This window comes from Psychrobacter sp. WY6 (genome assembly GCF_018448495.1).
Classification (GTDB): domain Bacteria; phylum Pseudomonadota; class Gammaproteobacteria; order Pseudomonadales; family Moraxellaceae; genus Psychrobacter.
Window position 1 is genome coordinate 3430346 of the sequence record NZ_CP049902.1, and the last position, 21175, is coordinate 3451520.

The 21175-nt window shown below is 44.0% G+C and carries 18 protein-coding genes and 2 pseudogenes; 2 read left to right on the plus strand and 18 right to left on the minus strand.

All coding sequences use genetic code 11. The features are described 5' to 3' along the window. Positions 1-67 precede the first annotated feature (67 nt). From G7Y90_RS17235 to epmB, 8 genes and pseudogenes are all read right to left on the minus strand, one after another. Positions 68-2074, minus strand: coding sequence for a transglutaminase TgpA family protein (locus G7Y90_RS17235; protein ID WP_250163040.1), 2007 nt, complete (start codon positions 2072-2074; stop codon positions 68-70). Next, complete coding sequence (locus tag G7Y90_RS17240; protein WP_250163041.1) at positions 2071-3132, minus strand: DUF58 domain-containing protein; 1062 nt, start codon at positions 3130-3132, stop codon at positions 2071-2073. Before G7Y90_RS17240 ends, G7Y90_RS17235 begins: the two co-directional genes overlap by 4 nt. Positions 3133-3280: 148 nt before the next feature. Continuing rightward, positions 3281-4309, minus strand: a complete 1029-nt coding sequence (locus G7Y90_RS17245) for an AAA family ATPase (protein ID WP_087815722.1) — start codon at positions 4307-4309, stop codon at positions 3281-3283. A gap of 218 nt (positions 4310-4527) precedes the next feature. Then, the gene (locus G7Y90_RS17250) at positions 4528-4989 is read right to left on the minus strand and encodes a c-type cytochrome (protein WP_250163042.1); all 462 of its coding nucleotides are present in this window, start codon (positions 4987-4989) and stop codon (positions 4528-4530) included. A 289-nt stretch (positions 4990-5278) separates the two neighbouring features. Beyond that, positions 5279-7363 (minus strand): EAL domain-containing protein, encoded by a 2085-nt coding sequence (locus G7Y90_RS17255; protein ID WP_250163043.1) that lies wholly within the window; start codon positions 7361-7363, stop codon positions 5279-5281. Between the two features lie 352 nt (positions 7364-7715). Then, positions 7716-9131, minus strand: coding sequence for a cyclic-di-GMP receptor FimW-related protein (locus G7Y90_RS17260; RefSeq protein WP_250163044.1), 1416 nt, complete (start codon positions 9129-9131; stop codon positions 7716-7718). Positions 9132-9267: 136 nt separating this feature from the next. Continuing rightward, positions 9268-9456 (minus strand): hypothetical protein, encoded by a 189-nt coding sequence (locus tag G7Y90_RS17265; RefSeq protein ID WP_250163045.1) that lies wholly within the window; start codon positions 9454-9456, stop codon positions 9268-9270. Positions 9457-9676: 220 nt separating this feature from the next. Beyond that, positions 9677-10682 (minus strand): annotated as a pseudogene (gene epmB, locus G7Y90_RS17270) (EF-P beta-lysylation protein EpmB). 167 nt (positions 10683-10849) lie between these two features. Here epmB and efp point away from each other — a divergent pair. Beyond that, positions 10850-11425 (plus strand): elongation factor P, encoded by a 576-nt coding sequence (efp, locus tag G7Y90_RS17275; RefSeq protein ID WP_045444336.1) that lies wholly within the window; start codon positions 10850-10852, stop codon positions 11423-11425. 307 nt (positions 11426-11732) lie between these two features. Here efp and G7Y90_RS17280 read toward each other — a convergent pair whose 3' ends face one another. The 9 genes and pseudogenes from G7Y90_RS17280 to gspN form a co-directional block, all read right to left on the minus strand. After that, entirely contained in the window at positions 11733-12176 is a 444-nt protein-coding gene (locus tag G7Y90_RS17280; protein WP_250163046.1) for a response regulator, read from the minus strand. Next, on the minus strand, positions 12146-13549 hold the full coding sequence (locus tag G7Y90_RS17285; protein WP_250163047.1) for a GAF domain-containing sensor histidine kinase: 1404 nt from the start codon (positions 13547-13549) through the stop codon (positions 12146-12148). Before G7Y90_RS17285 ends, G7Y90_RS17280 begins: the two co-directional genes overlap by 31 nt. A 21-nt stretch (positions 13550-13570) precedes the next feature. After that, positions 13571-14420, minus strand: a pseudogene (locus G7Y90_RS17290) (tRNA threonylcarbamoyladenosine dehydratase). A 168-nt stretch (positions 14421-14588) separates the two neighbouring features. Continuing rightward, positions 14589-15575, minus strand: a complete 987-nt coding sequence (locus tag G7Y90_RS17295) for a TatD family hydrolase (RefSeq protein ID WP_250163048.1) — start codon at positions 15573-15575, stop codon at positions 14589-14591. Positions 15576-15762: 187 nt separating this feature from the next. Next, the gene (locus G7Y90_RS17300; protein WP_250163049.1) at positions 15763-15951 is read right to left on the minus strand and encodes a hypothetical protein; all 189 of its coding nucleotides are present in this window, start codon (positions 15949-15951) and stop codon (positions 15763-15765) included. A 237-nt stretch (positions 15952-16188) separates the two neighbouring features. Next, positions 16189-18435, minus strand: coding sequence for a type II secretion system secretin GspD (gene gspD, locus G7Y90_RS17305; RefSeq protein ID WP_250163050.1), 2247 nt, complete (start codon positions 18433-18435; stop codon positions 16189-16191). Positions 18436-18621: 186 nt separating this feature from the next. After that, entirely contained in the window at positions 18622-19518 is an 897-nt protein-coding gene (locus G7Y90_RS17310) for a type II secretion system protein N (RefSeq protein ID WP_250163051.1), read from the minus strand. Next, positions 19519-19824 (minus strand): hypothetical protein, encoded by a 306-nt coding sequence (locus G7Y90_RS17315; RefSeq protein ID WP_250163052.1) that lies wholly within the window; start codon positions 19822-19824, stop codon positions 19519-19521. After that, complete coding sequence (gene gspN / locus G7Y90_RS17320) at positions 19821-20252, minus strand: type II secretion system protein N (RefSeq protein WP_250163053.1); 432 nt, start codon at positions 20250-20252, stop codon at positions 19821-19823. Before gspN ends, G7Y90_RS17315 begins: the two co-directional genes overlap by 4 nt. A 19-nt stretch (positions 20253-20271) precedes the next feature. Between gspN and G7Y90_RS17325 the strand changes: the two genes are divergently transcribed. After that, the gene (locus G7Y90_RS17325; RefSeq protein WP_250163054.1) at positions 20272-20445 is read left to right on the plus strand and encodes a hypothetical protein; all 174 of its coding nucleotides are present in this window, start codon (positions 20272-20274) and stop codon (positions 20443-20445) included. Positions 20446-20677: 232 nt separating this feature from the next. Here the strand turns inward: G7Y90_RS17325 and G7Y90_RS17330 are convergent, their stop codons facing one another. Further along, entirely contained in the window at positions 20678-21001 is a 324-nt protein-coding gene (locus G7Y90_RS17330; RefSeq protein WP_045453321.1) for an H-NS histone family protein, read from the minus strand. Positions 21002-21175 lie beyond the last annotated feature (174 nt).

The following is a 21175-nucleotide window of genomic DNA, read 5'->3' on the forward strand; positions in this document are numbered from 1 at the left end:
ACCTTCGGAATTTGAATCAATAGCCATTGCCACACGCTCAAGCCAAGCCAACTGACCTTCACTTTCATCACGAGCAAGTGAATTCCCACTTTGCCAATACGTTTTGATCTGCTGTGCAAGCGGCTGGTGCTGGATGCCAGCGCTTGCGGCGGCGTTGCCAGATGATAAAGACCAAAATAGCCATGACGGTAATAGTACTCGCTGCCAACCAGATAATTTGTTGCATCACTGAGCGGATATTAAACCATTTGAGTAATGAGTCAGCTTGCTTATCCTGATCGTAACCAACGACGTCTTTTTGCCAATAGTAGCTCGCTTGGTCGGACAGACGGCGTAAGGTTTGTAGCATTTGATATTGCTGATAGCTGATTTGTGCGCTAGCGCCATCGCCGAACATTGCCGCTCCTTGTGCCTGCGTCAGCGCATCCATCCCTTGCTCGACACGCTCAGGCGCGACAAAAGCAGTCGGATCGATACGTACCCAGCCTTGACCCTCAAGCCAAACCTCCGTCCAAGCGTGCGCATCCTTTTGCCGCACCTCCCATACATTACCACCGCGGCTCAGCTCACCACCTTGATAGCCGGCGACGACGCGCGCGGGTATGCCAGCGGCGCGCAGCATAAAGGTAAAACTGGAAGAATAATGCTCACAAAACCCCGCTTTGGTCTCAAATAAAAACTCGTCAATACGGTTATTATTCAGTCGTGGCGGTGATAACGTATAACGAAATTCTGTTTGATTAATCCAGCGTTCAATAGCCGCCATATAGCGCACTGGGTCTGAGTCTGATTGCGCAAATAACTGCTGTGCCAGTGCTCTTGCTTGTGGATTTCCGTCGGCTGGCAAGGTAAGATTTAGACGTCGCAACTCATCAGAGAGAATCGGATCGATACGCATCGGTGCAAATTGCAATACTTCATAACGTAACTGCTGAGTGACGGGCTGATCTTTTAATAAGGTAAAGTTTGAAGTAATACTGACATCTTGGCGCTGGGCAAAAGGATAATCAAGTCCAAATAGCCAGTTTTGCTGCGTCGGCTCTAGGATAATTTCATAGCTGGTAGGCGTATTTTTTACTTCATCAGGGACAGTTGCAAAGGCATTCTCAATCCAAGATGGCATTTGCGGTGCAGGTCGCCATTGTCGTTGCTGAGGGCTAGGACGCCATGTAATACCGTCAAAGTCGCTAAACACCAAACCACGCCAATATAACTGCTGTTGCGGCGGGCGATTCTCTGCAAACTCTACCCGAAACGCCAGCTCAGTCGATTGTCCCAAATTGGCAAAATCCCCGGGTGACATACTGTCGGACACGCCAGTGGTTGCTTGCTGACCTGATAGCTGTACTGACCATAGTGGTGGCAAGCGCGGGAAGAACAAAAATAGCACGACTAATAACGGCAACGCCCCGATACCCAGCACACCCAAAGTACGCAAGCGACCATCACCGCGAGTGTTGCCGTCATCATTAAGCGCAATAAATGCCAATAAAATGATAACTGCACCAACAATCACTTCTAAAGTCGTCACAAGACCTTGATCCATCAAAAACAGCGCGGCAAGGACAAATAGTGATAAATTTAGGACCACATAAGCATCTCGTCGTTTATACATCTCCCACAGCTTACTGATGAGACAGAGCACTAAAAACGCCACGCCCATATCCAGTCCAAACGCTGTATTGTAAGTCAGCCATAGACCTGCCAGTCCCAATAAAAAGCCGAGCATTTGCATGCCTTGATAGACACGTTTTAAATGCGTTTTTTTAAACTTAGCTTTTATAGACGGCAGCTGTGCGGCGATGCTGACCACCGCAAAACCTATCAACCAAAACGGCAGATGCGCCGCATGAGGTAAAATAACGGTAATTTGAGCAATTAGCACCCAATAATAAGCAGGCAAGGCGAATAGCTTACGAGTCCATTTTGTAGCGCTATCCTGTAAAGCACGATCAGTGACGTTTTGACCCAGTGCCAACTGCTCAAAGCTTGTGGGACTTGTTTCAGGAAAACCTATAAATGTGTTTTCAGCATCATTTGTAGGGAGTTTTTTTGAGTTGGTTCTATTAGTCATTGTGCTTTCGCCAACCTTAGCAAGCACGCTTGTGCAAAACTGTCGCCTTCACCCATTGGTGCAGTAGAATGGGTATCATTGGGTAAGCGCATATGAAATGTCACGCCCAGCTCACCTAATTTCATCGCCCCATACGCCAGTTGTGCGAGTTTTTGCTCATGATGTGCTGCTGGCATATCCGCATAATCTAACGTTTGCTCATGACCGACTGGATCAGCAAAGTGCTTGGTCAACATGCCTTGACCACGTGCTACATGTCCCCACGACACCCGTGCCAGCGACTCGCCTTCAACGTAGTTATCTAGCCGCTCAAAATCATCTTGACCTTGCCGATATTGCCCACCTGTTGGCAAATCCTCCTGACTGGCAACGGCATATTGCGTCTGCCAATCAAACACTTCAGGTTTTGGATAGACCCAAGCAGTACGGGCAAAATAAACATAGGACCACGCCCGCATAATGCCCAAAGGATAAACGGTTTTTATTTTTAAGCGTGGTAATTCAAACTGCCCACGATTCTGCGTCAGTACTGGCAAGCGAATAATTTGCTCGCCTTGCAGTCGTGTCACAAGTATCGACTGTTGATTATTAACGCTATTTTTGATTTTCTTATTGGCTTTTTTATCTGTCTTACTATTAAGCTTGCTATTAGCCTTATCATCAGTCTGCTCAAAGCTAAATAACAACTGTCGTCTTGGTTGACGGCTCTCACTGCGCAACTGCAAAGTCACCCAAACAGGCGCGCCCGCTTCTGCCATAGTCACTTCAAGCAAACGTACTTGCAGACCTGAGATATGGGCAAAGGTTACATGAAAGCTGATAAGCCAAACGCTGACCAAATAAAAACATAAACCTAACACCAAGTTATTGCCATAGTTAATGCCAGCGATAAAGGTGATGATTAGTAACACTGCATATAGCACCCCTTCACGGCTAAAAAAGATATAGACGTTACGCAAATTGAGGGTGGCGCTATCGCTTTTAGGCGCACGCGAGGCGAACCAACGGCTTAATGCTGAAGTGGCTGGTACGGTTAAGGCTTTTGGCAAAAAGCTCATGACTACCCTATCCTTACCATAAAATTGATACTCTCATTCATAATTGGTGATAGCTTTAAAAACAAATACGCTATGAAACAACAAGCAGCTGAAAAATAAATACTCAGATAACAGTGATTGAAATAACAACTATTTAAATAACCATCATTTAACTGATAACAGCCACTTCTGCCAATATACGTTGCGCGATTGTCTGCGTCGCCTGCCCACCAGTCACATGCGCTGGGACAAAACGCTGACCGAGACGATGATCTGTGACCGCTGCAAACACCGCTTGGATATCCTCAGGTGTCACTTCCATATGCCCCGATACATACGCATAAGCCTGCGCGGCACGCTGTAGCGACAATACTCCACGCGGTGATAAGCCATGATACTCGGAGCTTGCTCGTGTCTTTGCGACCAATCGCTGCAGATAATCCAAGACCACATCCGCGACATAAACGTGTTTAACACCTTGCTGTGCTAATAAGACCGCCTCGGTATCAAGCACCGCATCTAAATTTTTTAGTAGCTCGCGGCGATCCTGACCTTTTAATAGCTCACGTTCTGCGGTAGGCGACGGATAACCAAGCGACAAGCATAATAAGAATCTATCTAACTGCGATTCAGGAAGTGGATAGACACCTGCTTGCTGCAAAGGATTTTGGGTCGCAATGACAAAAAACGGCTGCGGCAAAGGATAGGTTTGCCCATCTTGGGTGACTTGCCGTTCTTCCATCGCTTCTAGTAATGCGCTTTGCGTCTTAGGGCTAGAGCGATTAATCTCATCAGCGAGTAGCAGCTGAGTAAAAATAGGACCTGCTCGAAACTCAAATTGCTGTTTCTTTTGATCATAAATGCTCATGCCTAAGATATCTGCTGGCAGCATATCATTGGTGAACTGTACACGGCTAAAGCTCAAGCCTAATAATTGCGCCAAGCCTTGCGCCAATGTCGTCTTGCCCATACCCGGCAGATCTTGCAGTAACAAATGTCCACCTGCCAAAATACCACTCAGCGCAAGCTTAACCACTTGCGGCTTATCCAGCACTATTTGATTTAACTGCGCCATAAGTTGGGCGATTTTTTGCTGATTGTGATGATAATCGGCAGCGCTAAAGGTCGACTTATGAATCACCTCTGCTGCTGATTGATGTAGTGTTGTAATGGCTCTATCGATGGCTGCGTGGGTCATAGTCAATTATTGGCTCATTTCTTATGGGATTAGTGTTTCTAGGGCGTGTTCTTATTTTGAAAGTGGTGATAAAAATGAGATAAATGGCAGCCAAAAAAGGAAAATAGCACTGATAATATCAAGATATTAACCAATTGTTTGACGTGGTTTAGCAAAATTTAACCATCTCTAGCCCATTTAGTCGCTTTCGTTTAGCTTGAGGACACACCATAAACTGGCTATTGCTTTGAGTCATCTTCAGTTATCGGCACGGCGGCACGAAGCGTTGACAGATAAGCGATGACATCTGCGCGTTCTTGCGCATCGGGCATCGGGTTTGATAGCATTTTTGAGTCTAGCATGGCTTTTTCTGCATCCGCAATATAAGGGTCGAGCGTTTGCGCATCCCATACCCAACCTGATGTTTTTAGCCCGTCACTATAGGTGTAATCTTCTAGCTCAGCGGCGGGTGCACCGTATATTATCAGCTGCGGACCTTTTTTGTTGAGCCCTGCATTCAGCTGATGACATTGACCACAAGCGTCTTGGTAAATGATCGCGCCGTTATCAGCATCACCTTCCGTATAGAGCGGCAATGTCACAGCAGCACGATGATCCGGTGGCGTACTTTCTCCGCAAGCGCTGAGCAATAAAACAGCAGCAAATATACTGCTTATTTGATATTTATTAATGATGGGCATTTTCGGCAATCTTTGGTTAAGGAATGTCAGCTATAGGTGAACATAAAAATAATAAGGTAAGGGTCAAACACATGCAAAGCGGAACCCTCTTCACGCCTAAATAGCTGCTTTTAAAAACATAACGTTATTCATTGGGGCATATTAAGCCAATAAACAACGCTTATAGGACAGTTTGAGTAAGGCTTTTGTAATGTATGACGATAAAGAATTTATGAAATATTAAGCCGTGTAGAATATTCCATAAATAGGCACTGTTGATAGTTACATATCAAACGCGCCCTAAATGACGTTAGGTCGCAACTTTTATCGTACTGCTGGGTTCTTCTAAATAATAGCCTTGTAAATAGCGCGCGCCCACGCTCCAAGCAACGGACATGGTCGCCGCATCTTCAATATAAGGCATCAATACGTCCACATTGACTTCATTAGTACGCATAATAAGTGATTTGACAGTTTCTAAATTGTCTGCTGAGTCAATGCCATCCACATAGCTGCGTGCTAAACGCACCATATCTGGCTGCACAAAACTGACAATCTCTATGGATTTGGCAGAAGAACCGAAGTTATTGATGCCCATCTGACAGCTGACTTGGCTAAGGGCGGCAAACTGTATTTTTGCCACTGTAAGATGGTCTGAGACGTCTTTTTCGTTGAACTGCAAGGTGAGCACACCAGCTGCACCGCCCACCGCTTTTATAAGCTGACTGGCAACACTAGGCAGTTTTTTGTCTATCAATGAGGCACTAGTCAATTGCACTAGTAATCTGGCTTCAGGATGCGTTTTACGTACCTCATTGACCTTTTTACAGGCATTAATGAGCACCCAACGATCTATTTTTTCGAGCAATTTATGCGTCTTAGCGACTGCCATAAATTGATCAGGTGTCAATATCGTATTGTCCGCATCCGCCAATGGCAACCGCAGATATACTTCAAAAAAGTCGCTTCGGTCATTGTTAATATCATATATTGGCTGGAAAGATAACTCAAAACGGCTATTGGCAATGGCATCAACTAAAGATTCGGCAAGCGCATGATCATCACTATTGGCATGCTCGCTTGGATCGTACAAATGATAAGTGCCGCCATGATTAGAGGTCTCTATCATAATCTGATTGATAGCATCCATCGCTCGTTCGAGCACGATACTTGGCTCTGCTGTATTGGTTTCGATTTTGACAATACCAATACTGACAGTCGTACTCGTCGTACGCTTATCTACTTCAATGAGCATATCACTGATACGTGAACAAATTTGCTTAGCCAGTGTTTCAAGCTCTGTGGTGCTCTTGTCCTCGACCAGTATGGTAAAGGCGGTATCACTAAAACGACTCACATGCCCGTCTGATATCAGCTCATCTAACGCATAGGCGACTTGCTTGACGGTCGCATCTACCCCTTGCAAACCTAGACTGCTTCTTATTTTACCGACATTATCGAGCTGAATATACAAAAGCCCAGCCGTCAGTACACCTTGTGCTTGCTGGTACACGATTGCCAGTTGTTCTTCAAAGCCGCGGCGGTTGTTGATTCCTGTCAGACTGTCTTTGCATTCAGCGGCTGCCAAACGCTTAGCGACTTCCGCACTATTATTATGGTTTTGTTGGATAATAACCTGCGTCACCGGTTCGCCATCTAAGGTCGCGGCTGCCAATTGTAGCTTTGCTTCAAAAGTACTGCCATCCATCCGCTTACTTTCAAAATTGAACTCGACTTCTTGGCGGCTACCTTTATCAAATTGACGTAAAAACTGTTTGAAACCCTTAACGTTATCACCGCCTGCAATCAGGTCAACAACAGGCACGCCTATGGCATCATTCATTGACTCAAAACCAAAAAGCTGAAGATAAGGGTCATTGGCAAAAATATGGATACCCTGATCAATATAGGCGACCGCACTTTTAGAGTTTTTAATCAATACGTTGGCGCGTTGCTCTGCTTCAGAGAGAACATGGCGCAACGTTCTAAGCTCATGACGACTGCGTAAATTATCATGCTGTAGACAGATAGACATCACTACTGCCATCTCTTGGTCTACTTTGAGCGATTTGACCATCGTGCCGCTAATAATATCAGGTAACCCCTCATCGTTATTGGCGGACGCTGCCATCTCTTCATTGAATAGGCAGATCATAGGCAAATCAATACTTTGCTCTTGAACGACGCCCACCACATCGGTGAAACTCATATCATAAGCATTGCCAAACACCAAGACATCCCACGGTTGTCGAAGTGACTTTAACAGCTCCTCTTTATCGTCCAAAAACCCTAAATTGATGGTGTCATAATAGCAACCTAGTAAGTACACAAGGCGCTCAGCATAGAGCTGATCGTCATCAATGACTAAGAGGTTTAAGATGGACTGAGTACGCATAAGAAGCCTTTTGGATCTTGTGATCTTATTTTTATGTTTGATACCCTACACCTTTTCCAAGCATTAACCTAGCAAGGAAAATACTATCAGGGATAGGCTTAGCGGTTTTTAGTAGATTGGCATCGTCTTTCGAATCAAGGCGACATCTTGGCGAAGCAAAAACATCGTATAAACGAACATAACTGTATCAGTCATTATAGACAATAACTTGACTGATTGCAGACTAATTATCATCATTATTCAGTACATTTATTCACTGCTATTATTGAATAATAAATTCAATGAAGTAACCTTTAAGCCAGCATTTATTGACATTACTATTTGGCAACTTTTCCATAGACGCTCAAAAAAACTACAGCTGCACCACCTCATACTGGCTGAATTCATCCGTAATCAGCAACCTCTGTCCCAAACGTAAAGGGGTTTGTTTGCTATTAATACGCATAATGACTCTATCATGGGTCTGAAAGTAAGAAGTCGGTACAATCAGAGTGCCAGTGGTTTGTAGTCGCTCATCTCTACCAAGAATAAATGCTGGCACAAAATGGCGACTACGCGTTTCTTCACCTTCTAAACGCAAGCCACAAGCCACTAGCTGATGTCCGAGTACTTGCCACTCGATCTCTGGGTTTTTGCTATCAAAATCAAGCCAGCGCGCCACACCCATCGACCAATCAGGCGGCGTGATTGTATCAGATCGACAGACCAAAAAAAGGCTCATCATATGTAATGCTGGCGGTGCAGTCGTCGCAGATGTATCCTCATCAGCCACTATGTTAAGACTGTCTTTATGAAAGCCATCATTATGAAAGCGGTCTTTATTTAAAATATCTACTGTTGGTAATAATCGTAGGGTACGAAATAATGACAAATCATCATTACGATCAAAGGTTTCACTGGCTAATACGTGGCTGCTGTCTTGTTTTTTATTCACGGTATCATAACGAGGACGCTGCTCATCTGGTAACTCTTTTACGATTAAACTGGTAAAGCTATGCGAATGGCTCACCCGGTAATGAATATTATTAAAACCTGTAATCAAAACAGCGTCTTCTTTCGCACTATGTTTAGTCGCTAGGGTAAGCGGCGGCTGTAAATAGCGGTAATTGAGCGTCATCGCTATTTTATTAAGCAAGTGACTCTCAACGCCGTCACCCCCTTCCTTAACTAAAGCCTGTTTGCGTCGTTTAAGATACTCAACCAGCGGGGCAATTTCTATAAATAAACAGTGATAGCGATCATCGTATGGGTTGATTGTAGAACTGGCCGTCAGGTAAGTTGGCGGATTGTCACTTTGTAAATCAACGAACACGCGGGTCTCGGTGGTTGGCTCAATCGTCGCAACGATATGCTTAGCCCATTCAGGTAACAAACGTTGGACGAGCAGAATATTGGGACGACGCATGGCACGTACATTTAATAGACTGTATAAACAAATTTGGCAATACAGCTGATGAACCGTCTTGGCACGCTGGGTGCCTGCCGTAACACTCATATTAATCTCAGCCGCATGGTACTGATAAGCAAGGTAATACAGTTGATTGATTTTGTGCCATAAGTAAGATGAGGGTTTTTGATAGCACAGTGCTTCTTCGCCCAATAGCTTCTGATACATCTGCAGCGTCTGATAAATAGCAATGGCGAGTGTCGTTGATGAAGACTTATCACCATTAAAATAGCGCTGCCAGCCATTGCTTGCAGCGTATTTTCGCTGATTATTGAGCAATGAGGTTTTATGACGTATCACTCTGTCATAGACCATAATCATGATAATATAGCGATTATTGAGCCACAAACTATTTGAATGTCGCTAAGCGCACAATAAATGTCCTAGTGGCAATTGGCAATTAACTGATCTGAGGCGTCTATCACTGTCGCCATAAGGGTAAGACGTTGCGAATCATCTATATGGCCACGCGTAGTACCGTAAGTATTTTTGCCAATTGTTCAGCTTGCTGTGCTTGCGTTTGCGAAGGTAACGCTGCCAACAATTTTAGCAAATAACCTTCTTGGCCATTAGCGGATCGCTTAGAAGCTACTGGCAATGCCTCTGTAGAAGATAGGTGCTCTTGAAACGTCGATAAAGTTATCATCAGTATTCCTAGTAACCTTGAGTAACTTGGCAGGAGGCAAATATTCAACCATGCCGTATGCAACAATACAAGATAAAAGATACAAATCAGCAGCAACCATCAAAATCGACAGCACCCATTTTTAGTAACGATTAAGCTCTATAGCATCATCTAACCGCACGCCCATCTTCTAAAAACCACGCTTTGTTCACTAATTTTTCAATATACCATAGTGCCTATATTAACGATCATTGTAAATATCAATCGGTACTTTGAAAGGTTTATTTGGTAGCTCTCTGACCAGCTTGGGTACCAAGTAACCAGGGAGTGCTGCCAACAATGACCAATACAGCTCAATTGCAAAGCGTTCATCATTATCGAAATGTGCGGCACCAGCCACTTTGTCTAATACATGCAGATAATAAGGCAGTACCCCACAGGAAAATAAACGTTGGCTTAATTGTGTTTGAACAGCAACGCTATCATTGATGCCTTTTAATAGCACCGCTTGATTCAATAAAGTGATGCCAGCCGCTCGAGCACGTTGTAGATGCTCTGCTGTTAAGGCATCGATTTCATTGGCATGATTACAGTGGATGACCATCACAATATGACAGCGACTTTGAGACAGTCTGGTCAATAATGCATCATCCAAACGTGCTGGTATGACCAATGGCAAGCGTGTATGTAATCGAATAGTGGTCAATTGCGGGAGTGACTCTAAAGTATCTAGCCAAGCAAACAGGCGTCTATTTGTCACATTCAGAGGATCACCGCCACTCAAAATCACCTCATTAATCTCAGGGTGTGCGGTAATGTAATCAATGATATTTTCTTTGGCATCAGCCGTCGGCATATTGGCACTATAGTCAAAATGCTGACGGAAACAGTAGCGACAATGAATGGCACAAGCACCTGTCACGGTCAATAATACTCTGGATTGGTACTTATGCAGCATACCCTTGACTGGGTTTTGCGTATTCTCGCTCAAAGGATCCGCCACATAGCCCGTTACCTTGATTTGCTCGCGTTGATCAGGCAATACTTGTCTCAGTAAAGGATCATTGCTATCGCCGATACTCATTTTTGCCACAAATCCACGTGGTACGCGCAGCTCAAAATGCCTAGGCACATAAACCTCTGCCCGCAATGATTCTAGCTTTAGGATGCTTAACAGCTCATCGATAGAGGTAATGGCCTCGGATAATTGCGTTTGCCAGTTTTTTTGTGATTAAATGGTTTATCATGACAACCTAATACCTGTGCCCAAAAGTCGCTATTATACGCGCTTAGTGCGTAGCCTATCAAAGCATACGACCTATCCTTTAAACACTTAGCGTAATAAGCGATTTTAACGCAGCAAGCTATTCATTCCCTTATCTACCACCCTATTTATAACCCCTAGGAGTTTCTTGTGGCAAGTTTTTCTACTAATGAATTTAAAGCTGGTCTAAAAGTCATGCTCGATGGCAACCCTTGTGCCATTCTTGAAAACGAGTTTGTCAAACCAGGTAAAGGTCAAGCCTTTAACCGTGTTAAATTGCGCAACCTTCGTAGTGGTAAAGTATTGGAACAAACCTTTAAGTCAGGCGATAGCTTAGAAGCTGCTGATGTCATGGACACTGAAATGAACTATCTATATAACGATGGTGAGTTTTGGCATTTCATGCACCCTGAAAGTTTTGAGCAGATTCAAGCGGACAAAACAGCGATGGGCGATTCAATAAAGTGGCTAAAAGAAAACAGCAATGCACTATGTACCATCACTTTATTCAACGGTACTCCTCTTTCAGTAACACCGCCTAACTTTGTTGAGTTGCAAATCACTGAAACAGATCCTGGTGTGCGTGGTGATACTTCAGGTGGTGGCGGCAAACCTGCCAAGTTAGAGACAGGTGCTGTCGTCCGTGTGCCGTTGTTTGTACAACAAGAAGAAGTCGTGCGTGTTGATACTCGTACAGGTGACTATCAAACTCGCGTTAGCCAATAGTATATAAAAGTCATAGCGCTCGATATAATAGGACTTATATAATAGAACTTAACAGTTAGCCTCTAGCTGTTATTCCACAAAAAAGCTGAACCACTGATAAAGCGGTTCAGCTTTTTTTATTTATGAATATTGTCTTTAATACTGTCTCTGTAGTTAATTTGATTGAAAAGTATTCCAAAACAACCGAGTAAAAATCGATATGAAGTATGTCAAACAAGGTCAGCGCTGCGGTTTTTTTATAGTGGATGAACTGTCGCTATTGATGACAGCGATGATGGATAACCTTCTATAAATATCTACCAAACCGCTACTCTTCTGATGAGTGTTTCTGTATCAGCCAATATTGTACCAATGCATTCAACTGCTCTTGTTTAAAAGGCTTGGTACAGTAATCTTGCATCCTAACTTTTAAATACTTTTCGCGCTCACCATCCATTGCATTGGCGGTCAACGCAATAATAGGTGGTAATGATTGAGGATCATAGAGTTCATGCAATTTAATAGTGGCCTGTACGCCATCTAAAATAGGCATATGATGGTCCATCAAAATGACATCATAACGCTCAGGTGAGAGCGCAAAAATTTCGATAGCCTGCTGCCCATCAGTGACATGCGTGACCGTATGACCACTATTATTCAGGGCTTTTTTAGCGATAATGGCATTGACGGTATCGTCTTCAACCAACAATATATGACCAGCACGCTCATGAGTCGGCTCAATCATCGTAAAGTCATTTGACTCTTGCCACATCTCATACTGGTTTTCATCGATAGTCGGTAGCGGTAATAAACACTGAACGTAGTGCCCACACCCACTTCGCTATCCACATCGATATAGCCACCCATCAAATCAACCAAAGACTTACAAACTGAGAGTCCTAGACCTGTGCCACCATAAAGACGGTGAGTGAATTTGTTTGCTTGGTCATAAGCATCAAAAATCGCATCCAATGACTCAGCTTTGATACCGACGCCTGTATCTGTGACTTCAATGCATAGGGTCATAACTTCATGATAGATGGTATTACTGATAGCTTCTTGAGCCGTTATTTTGCTGAGATCACTTGCCGAAATACCTTGAGCCCGATATTGGTCAGCGCTGCCATCGTCAAAACCATCACAATGACAATTGGGTACATGTTTGACATCAATAGTGACTCGCCCGCCCTCACGAGTAAATTTAATCGCATTATTAACAAGGTTTGCTAAAATTTGTTTGAGGCGTACCGGATCGCCTTGTACATAGGGCGATAACGACTCGGTATAATGGTAGTCTAAAATGAGCCCTCGCTGACGTGCTTTGACAGCAAAGAGGCTGACCACCTCATTACATAATGCAGATAAGTTAACAGGAATAGAATCAATGGTCATTTTCCCAGATTCTACTTTCGATAAATCTAAAATCCCGTTAATGATCGCCATCAAATGCTCATTGGAAACTTTGATATTATCCACGTATTCTTGTTGTTCACTGCTAAGTTTGGTCTCACCGAGCATCTCCACCATACCAATAATACCATTCATTGGGGTACGGATTTCATGACTCATATTGGCCAAAAAGTCTGATTTCATCTCATTGGCATGTTTGGCATCACGCTGCTTATCCTGTAGCTGTAAGGCATCTGCCGCCATCATCGCAAATTGAGCCAACACCTTTGCTTTTTGCTCATCAAAGTCATGATTGGGCTTCATATCCATCACACACAGCGAGCCCAAACGATAGCTTTTATTGTCCTCATGCAGGATAATTGGCGCACCAGCATAAAACTGCAGGTATGGCGATTCTGTCACTAAGAGATTGTGGCTAAAACGACTGTCTTTGGTTAAGTCCGGTACTACAAAGACGTCGTTAGAAAGCACGGTATAATTGCAAATAGCCACTTCACGTGTCGTGCGGCAAACACCGCCCAGTCCTTGGACAGATTTTAGATACTGTGTTTCTTCATCCATGAAAGTAATGGTCACAACTGGTACATCAAAAAATAGCTTTGCCAGATCAATTAGACGCTTAAATGCAGGCTCATCATTGTCGTTGAGCACCTGATACTTCCTAAGCTTATTGATGCGTTCTACTTCATCTGCCGCTACTGGGTAGCTGTGTTTAGGTGCGTTCAATATAGACAAGATAGACTCCATTAAATAAGATCAGACGCTCGGCTTGATGCCCGCCTGTTTTATTAATAATTGTAATGCTTCACTCACCATAATCATCGCAACCACCGATGTGACCACTACTGCTGAGCCGTAACCACCACACTGCAAACCGCCTGTCTGACAACTCTTATCTACACGCGGTGGCTCTGTAGAGTAGACACATTTGATCCCGAACTTTTCTTTTAGTGTACTATTAATGCCTTTTTCGTGGCGCAACTTATTGCGTAATTTGGCAAGTAAAGGATCTTGGTAACTCACGCAAGTCGCTCACCCTAATCTGACTAGGGTCTATCTTACCGCCTGCGCCGCCTGCACAAACCAGTTTTAATTTATTAAAACGACAATGTAGCGCGATGGCAAGCTTGGCATTCATATCATCTACGCAGTCCAAAATAACCATAGGTCTGCCTTGAGCGATAGCGGCTTTTGCTTCATCGCGACTTGGCAATAAAGTGGCGACGTTTTCTACAGTTAAAAAATCATCGATCAAGTTTAACGTTACTTTGGGATTAATTTCACGAATACGGGTGGCCATCGCTGCAATTTTACTCTCACCAAAGGTGCTGTCTAGTGCAGGCAACTGCCGATTGACATTGGACGCAACCAAAACGTCCAAATCGATCAACGTAATAGTGCCTACTGCCGTTCTTGCCAAAGCCTCAGCTGCCCAAGAACCAACGCCTCCAACGCCAATAACGTATACATGCGCATCGGCAAAAGTAGTGACAGCTGTCGTACCATAAAGAGTGCGCGTACCTTGAAAACGGCGCTCATATTGCACATTGTCTTCGCTCAGCTTTTCTGTCTTTGTAACGTCTTCTATGCCAATGGACTCTGTCATTGTTTGCTCAAATGGTTGTATTTCACTCATAACAGATTAAATGCTCTTTTAAATTATTTTGGTGGCGCTTATATTACGTCAATTTCTTTATTCACGGCTATCTCATTCACTATCATATCAATGGCTAGCCATACAATAAACCGTCAGTGACTAAAATATGTGGCACTATTACAACGGATAATCCCATTTTGTTTGCAAAGCACTGCAACTGTTGTGCCACAATTGCTTAGCAAGACTGGCGGGTGGTACATTGAGCAACTCACTCAAGCTTAGCAATACCCATGGTAAGTTGGCAGGTACATTTCTATTATGTACGGCTGTACTCCTCCTTGCACTGTCTGAGTTTTGAGTTGGCACTAATGAATCATGGTCAGATATTTGGCACATGATAGGCGTCATATCAGGGCAATCCGTTTCTATTACCAAACATTCAACACCATAGCTATCAACCGCTGCTTGAATGGCGCGGCGCAGTTTCTTGGCATTGGGATTAGTGATTTGACCGGTAACCCCAAGCTTAAATCCCAACTTAACAAATGCTTTGGCTTCTTGCGTCCCACCACTAAAACTATGCGCGATACCGCCAAGTTTGTGTGCATCGTAATCATGCGCTTTTAGTATGGCCAACGCTTCTGCATGTGCTTTACGAATATGCAGCATCACTGGCAGCTGGTGAGTCACCGCCATGTCCAATTGTGCCTTAAAAAATCGTACTTGTTTGGCAAATATGTCAGGCGCTTTCATCGCCTCAGTAAAGGTGTCCAAACCAATCTCGCCGATTGCTAATGGGCGTTTATCAGCAATCCTTTTTGCCATAGCGGTTAAATGATCGTCAGTATGTTGTTTAATATAAAAAGGATGCAAACCGACCGCAATATGGATACTAAAATTTGACACTTTTTGTCTATCGACATTGGCTATCGTAGGTAATGACAGCGTATTTAACAGGCGCTCAGTCTCATACATCCGCTCAAAATGCTGATATAGATAACCCACTAATACCAGATGGCGTACCCCCTGATTGTGAGCCTGCTGCGTCAGTATTTCTCTATCATCATCAAATATTGGGGCATCAAAATGAGTATGCGTGTCAATGAGAGGATAAATAGTAGGTAAAGGCTGTTTGATCATCTTAGGTGAAGCGATAGGGGTCATTGATAGACTCCAAAATTAATAGTTTTCAGCGAGGCTTTCCGTGATTTGTCATTCAATAGACATTATTTGTCATTTTGTAGCAATAACCACGTCAATGAACACTTTAGAATGATGACTTTATTTAAAATGATTTCTATAGTTAAAAAATGCCAATCAACAAAAGAGCTTTTGATAACTAAAGAGACCTTCAACACGCCCTATTAGTATTATCATGATTGGCTTTTGTATTGTGCTCATATGAGTGCTCATCTGATACATTGTTCCCATCTAACGCTCTGGTATCAGCTTGTCGACTGCTACGCCGAGGAATCACCAATAAGGCGGTGGCAGCGACTGCTAATAAAAACCACTTTTTAGCATTTGTATGACTTGTCATTGCTTCCACCCCTACCTTTATATCATTATCTGCTATATTTACCAGCAAGTGTTCATACTTACTACTCAATTACTCATTAGTATACTGCGATATAAAAACTGCTATGTTTATCTGTGTTATGAATACGCAAGCTAATGTACGGCGTAGTTTATTTATTACACCGTGTTTCTACATGCTATAAGAATAGGAGGCGAGCGCTTTATTAACCTATCATTAATAAAGCGCTTTTTTGAGTTCTTAACGGTTTAAAGGATAAGTTGTCATACCATTATTAGGACTGTCTACTTTGGTAAAACCTTGAGACTGAGACTTTGGTGTCTGATCACGCTTAGGAACAAGGGGATTGAGCGGCATCAATTCATAATCTGCGCTAACATCGCCATTCCAACCTTCCGTACCGCTCAATGGCAGCTGTTTAATGGTACCGTTTTTATCAATGACCAACTGCAGGACGCGCATTTGGTTAAATTTGCGTTCGGTGACACTGGCGACTGCCCTGCCATCACGTAAAATGGTTGGCTGTAAAAATATGATTAAGTTGCTTTTTTGCGTCGTGTCATTATCAGAGCGGAACAGTCGACCAATGACTGGTACATTACCCAAGCCAGGGACTTTTTGTTGGCGCGTGGTGCTGTTTTCACGCATCAAGCCACCGAGAGCAATGGTCTGCTGATCATCTGCTAAAATAGTCGTATTAATAAGGCTTTTATTGGTGATCAAACCACTGGCGTTACCCGTACTGCCCGGCACCACCGACGAGACTTCCTGCGAGACCTCCAAGCGTACGGTGCCATTGTCGCCAATATGAGGAATGACATTTAGATTGATACCAATATCCTGACGATCAATGGTTTGAAAGGGGTTGCTAGAATCGTTGCCGCTGGTGGTGAAGGAGCCTGTCACAAAAGGCACGTTTTGACCCACTAAAATACTGGCTTTTTCATTGTCCAATGTCAAAATTGATGGCATAGACAGCAGATTGGCACTGGTAGAAGAATCAAGCGCTTGCAAGATAGCCCCATAAAACTGGGTATTTCCCTGACTGTCTTTGCTGCTATCACCAATACCAATCAAAGCACCAGCTATCGAGCCTGCCGCTGCACTGATACTGGCGGCACCGCCACCCAACGCCGCGGCGGCAAGTGCTGTAGCACTCGCGCCTACGTTATTGAAGTTTACGACTCCGTAGCCGCTATTGGCATTGCCAAGCGCCCATTGCACACCAAGCTGGGTCGCATCATCACCTGACACTTCTACAATAGCCGCTTGAATCAATACTTGCGCGCGGCGACTGTCCAACTGATTGACCGCATCTTCAATCTCAAACATCAGCTCAGGTGCTGCATTAACGATAACGGCATTTTGGGTTTCATCAGCGATAATACTAAAAGGTCGCCCGCCAACACCTGTACCAGTACTACTCGAATTGGCACCAGAGGTAGCTGAGGTCGACGCGTTGTTAGTCGTGTTAGTGCTAGACTCATTAGTCAAGGTAGCACCCGTGCTACTGGAATCGTTCAATGATGCAGACTCTAACGAGGACGTTGCTCCAGCGCTATTAATAGATTGATTGGCGAGCAATCCGCGTAGCATATCTGCAATATGACCTGCACTGGCGTATTTTAATCGAAAGACGCGCAGACCACTCAAACGCCTTGTAGGCGTGGTGTCCAATTGATTGACCATCTCTTTGACTTTAGCAATCATCTCCGGACTGCCTTTCACCAACAATCTATCACTAGAGGTATCAGCGATGACTTTAAGCTGGTTATTACTACCTTGTGCTTGCCCGCTACCAGCGCTTGCAACCAAGGCGCTAATCAATTCCATCATACGCTCAGCGTCGACGTGACGTAGTGCTATCACTTGCAAACTGTCATTGACGTTGCTATCTAAATCGCGGATAAGCGATGTCAGCTGATTAAGACTATCGGCACGATCGGACAATACCAAGGCATTGACACCAGGCACGGCAGCGGCATGAGCTGATTGAGGCATAAGCGGACGGATGACACCCAGCACTTCTGCAGCTTGAGTATTGGTTAAATAAATAACACGAGTAGCTAATGCTTCACCAACACTGTCACCACGTAAATCAACAGCCACACCAGATTGTTTGGCGACATTATCTGGCACCAATTTAATGGTCGTTCCCGAGTCAATCGCTGCAATACCGTTGACTTGCATCACACTCAAAAACAGCTGATATATTTCGTCACGCGACAAGGCTTTGTTAGAAATCACCGTCACATTGCCATTAATACGTGGATCAAGGACAAAGTTTTGGTCAGTGATGGTTGCCACCTCATTAATAAAGGCTTTGATATCGGCATCTTGTAAGTTGACTTTCCAGCTCTCAGCACTCGCAAGACCCGTACTGGCAGCCCATAATGGTATGGCGAGGCAAAGAGGACGACACAGGCGCATCAGGCGCTGCAAAACATGGTACAGAGGCGTGACTGAAAAATTATGAAAACTTACCATATTGATGATTACCTACAGTGATGTCGCTTAGTATGTACTGGATTTATTGTGTGCTAAGGTGCTCAATGATTGCTTTGCTCACTTAACGTTCTGCCCACAACGGCATTATTTAAGTGGCACTATCTAAATACTTGTTTACTTAAAGCTTGTTTACTTAAAATAAGAGTTCTCACTCATTTATTGTACTTAAAACTGCTGACGAATGGTAATGACTTGATCGCCGCGTTGCACCTCTATTTGCGCCTCACCTGATTGCTGTACCTGTTGCAGCACGCTAGCATCTTGGGCAGGATTACTACCCACGCTTTGACCATTAACCGTTAGCACTTTATCACCTGGCTCAAGCCCTAGTCGATTACGCAGCTTTGCTGGCATTGCAGGCGTTACTTGATAGCTTTCCCCTGCTGCCATAACCCCCATCCTACTCAAATAACTGGCGGGATTTTCTTGCAATTCTGTGACCGCTTCATCGATAGCAGACTGGGGGCTACTGTCACTGCCTGTCGCAGCGGACTCTTCCTCAGTATTTTGTGTAGGCTGAGGGGCGTTCGGCAACATGCTGTTATCTGGCAAGCGCTGATTACTGACGGCACCTGCGATCATGTCACTTTGGTCTAACGGCATCGCGGCTGGCATGCTAATGACGGTTTGCTTGTCGCTAGCATCAGCGATGACAACCGAGTTCCAGTCGACAGCGACAAGGGTAAAGCCACTGTCTTTTAGCGCATCACCGATTCGATAGTTTTTCACTTCACCATTGACATCCAGTAGTGCCGAGGACATGCTCTCTGGCATTGCTAACAGAACGCCTTTTAGATTGACATTGGGCGGTGGCTGCACTGCTGCTGCAATAGGATCAGGGTCTGCAAAAATAGCAAATAATCCACTATAGTCCTTGCCAGATGCCGATGTGTTTTGCAAAGCTGCTGGTGGCAACATCGGTGCCAATGGTGCTGCGAGCAACAACCATAGTAATCGAGCCGCTGTCCAACACAACCAAGCAACAGCCAATAACAATACCCAACCTGAGAATCGATTAAGGGTGTTAAGCACAGGTTTTAAAGTTGTAGAAACATTCATCATCTAGCGTGTCCCCAGCCCACTTAGCAACGGCTGACGCACACTGACAACTGGGGTATCTTGGGGTGCTTGCCCTTTATACTCAGGCATACTTTCTAATAAACGCTGCGTCAAACTGACATCCAACATATTATCGCCATCGATATATAAGTCGCCCAAGCGCTTATCTTGATTGTTTAATAAATTGATATGGAGTAGGTTTTTATTGTTTTTTTGCTCGGCACTTAACTCAGCACGCATCGCAGGCATGGTCAGATAAAAAACTTTGCCACCGCTAGGATAGCCTATCTCACCGCCGACCCATGTCAACTGACCATCCGCTTGAGTAAAACCAGATGGATTTTTTTTGAAGCGTTTTCTGCGGCGGCACTTGAGCCAGACTGACGGCCAAGCGAGACATTATTGACCTGAATCGGTGTATTGGGCAATTGCCAATCAACCAAACTTGCCAACGTCTCAGGTGCTATCTTGCCGCTCATATTATCCACTTGCCATGAGTTGGTACCTATTTTCACTTGTCCATTGAGGCGGGTTTGTGCTGAATTGATATCGACCTCTGCACTTATCTTACCCAATAACAAATGCCATGGCTGCCACGACCATTCCGCCGTACCTGTGAGCGGTGTCGCTGCTAAAGGCATCTGCCAGATAACGGAGCCTTGCCATAAATTACCCGACACATGCTGTACATAAGGCGTTTCGGGAGCATACTTTTCAAGCAGCCACGCCGCTGGCATTTGCAACACACAGCAAATAATGCAAATAATACAAACCCAACCAGCCACCACAGCTTACGAGGGCGCTTATGAGACGACGCAGATACTTGGGGCACGGTTGCATAACTCTTATATAAGACAAAAACGTCATTATCATAACAAACAATGGCATACAGATGACAGAAAAAAAGCCAGTATCTTTTTACCAACATAATGGCAATAAAGATACTGGCTTTTATCAGCTTCTAAGACGAAAGGACTATCACGATCAAACGCTATGATTGCACACAAATCATGAGAAACAAGCCCGATGATCAGAGTAGATGTAACATGGCGCTTTTTTAAAACAGAACTCATTTAAACAAGCGCTTATTTTAGATAGCCTTTGGTAAAAACTGTACCTTGCTAAATCTAAACCGACATCATCCTGTTAACCATTACACTATCTAGATAGCAAAATCTTCGATACTACGACCTGCTGCTAGCGCTTCAACCAACCACGTTGGCTTGCGACCACGGCCAGTCCATGTTTCTTCGTTATTGTCAGTATTGCGATACTTGATGCTACGTTTTTTCTCTAGCGTTTCACCAGCTTTTAGAATCTCTTCAATAGAGGCATTGCTGTCTTCTGCAATTTTCTCAAACTGCATATAAGCGTCATACAAACGCTGATGTTGTTTTTTGGCAATAAGCTGCTGGGCATTTTCAGTGATGGCACGTAGCTCATCAACGTTCAGGTTTTCTAAATCAATGGCGGTATTTTTGCTCATAATAAATCCAACTGTAAGATAAAAATATAACCTTAATAGATATTATTCACTATTAAGAACTAAGAATGACGTATTCATCATTAAATACAACGATGAATGTCAAAAATCGATATTTTTTGAACCAAATAAAATATTGTTAGCCACAATAGCTAATGGCGTAGATAATAAACAAAA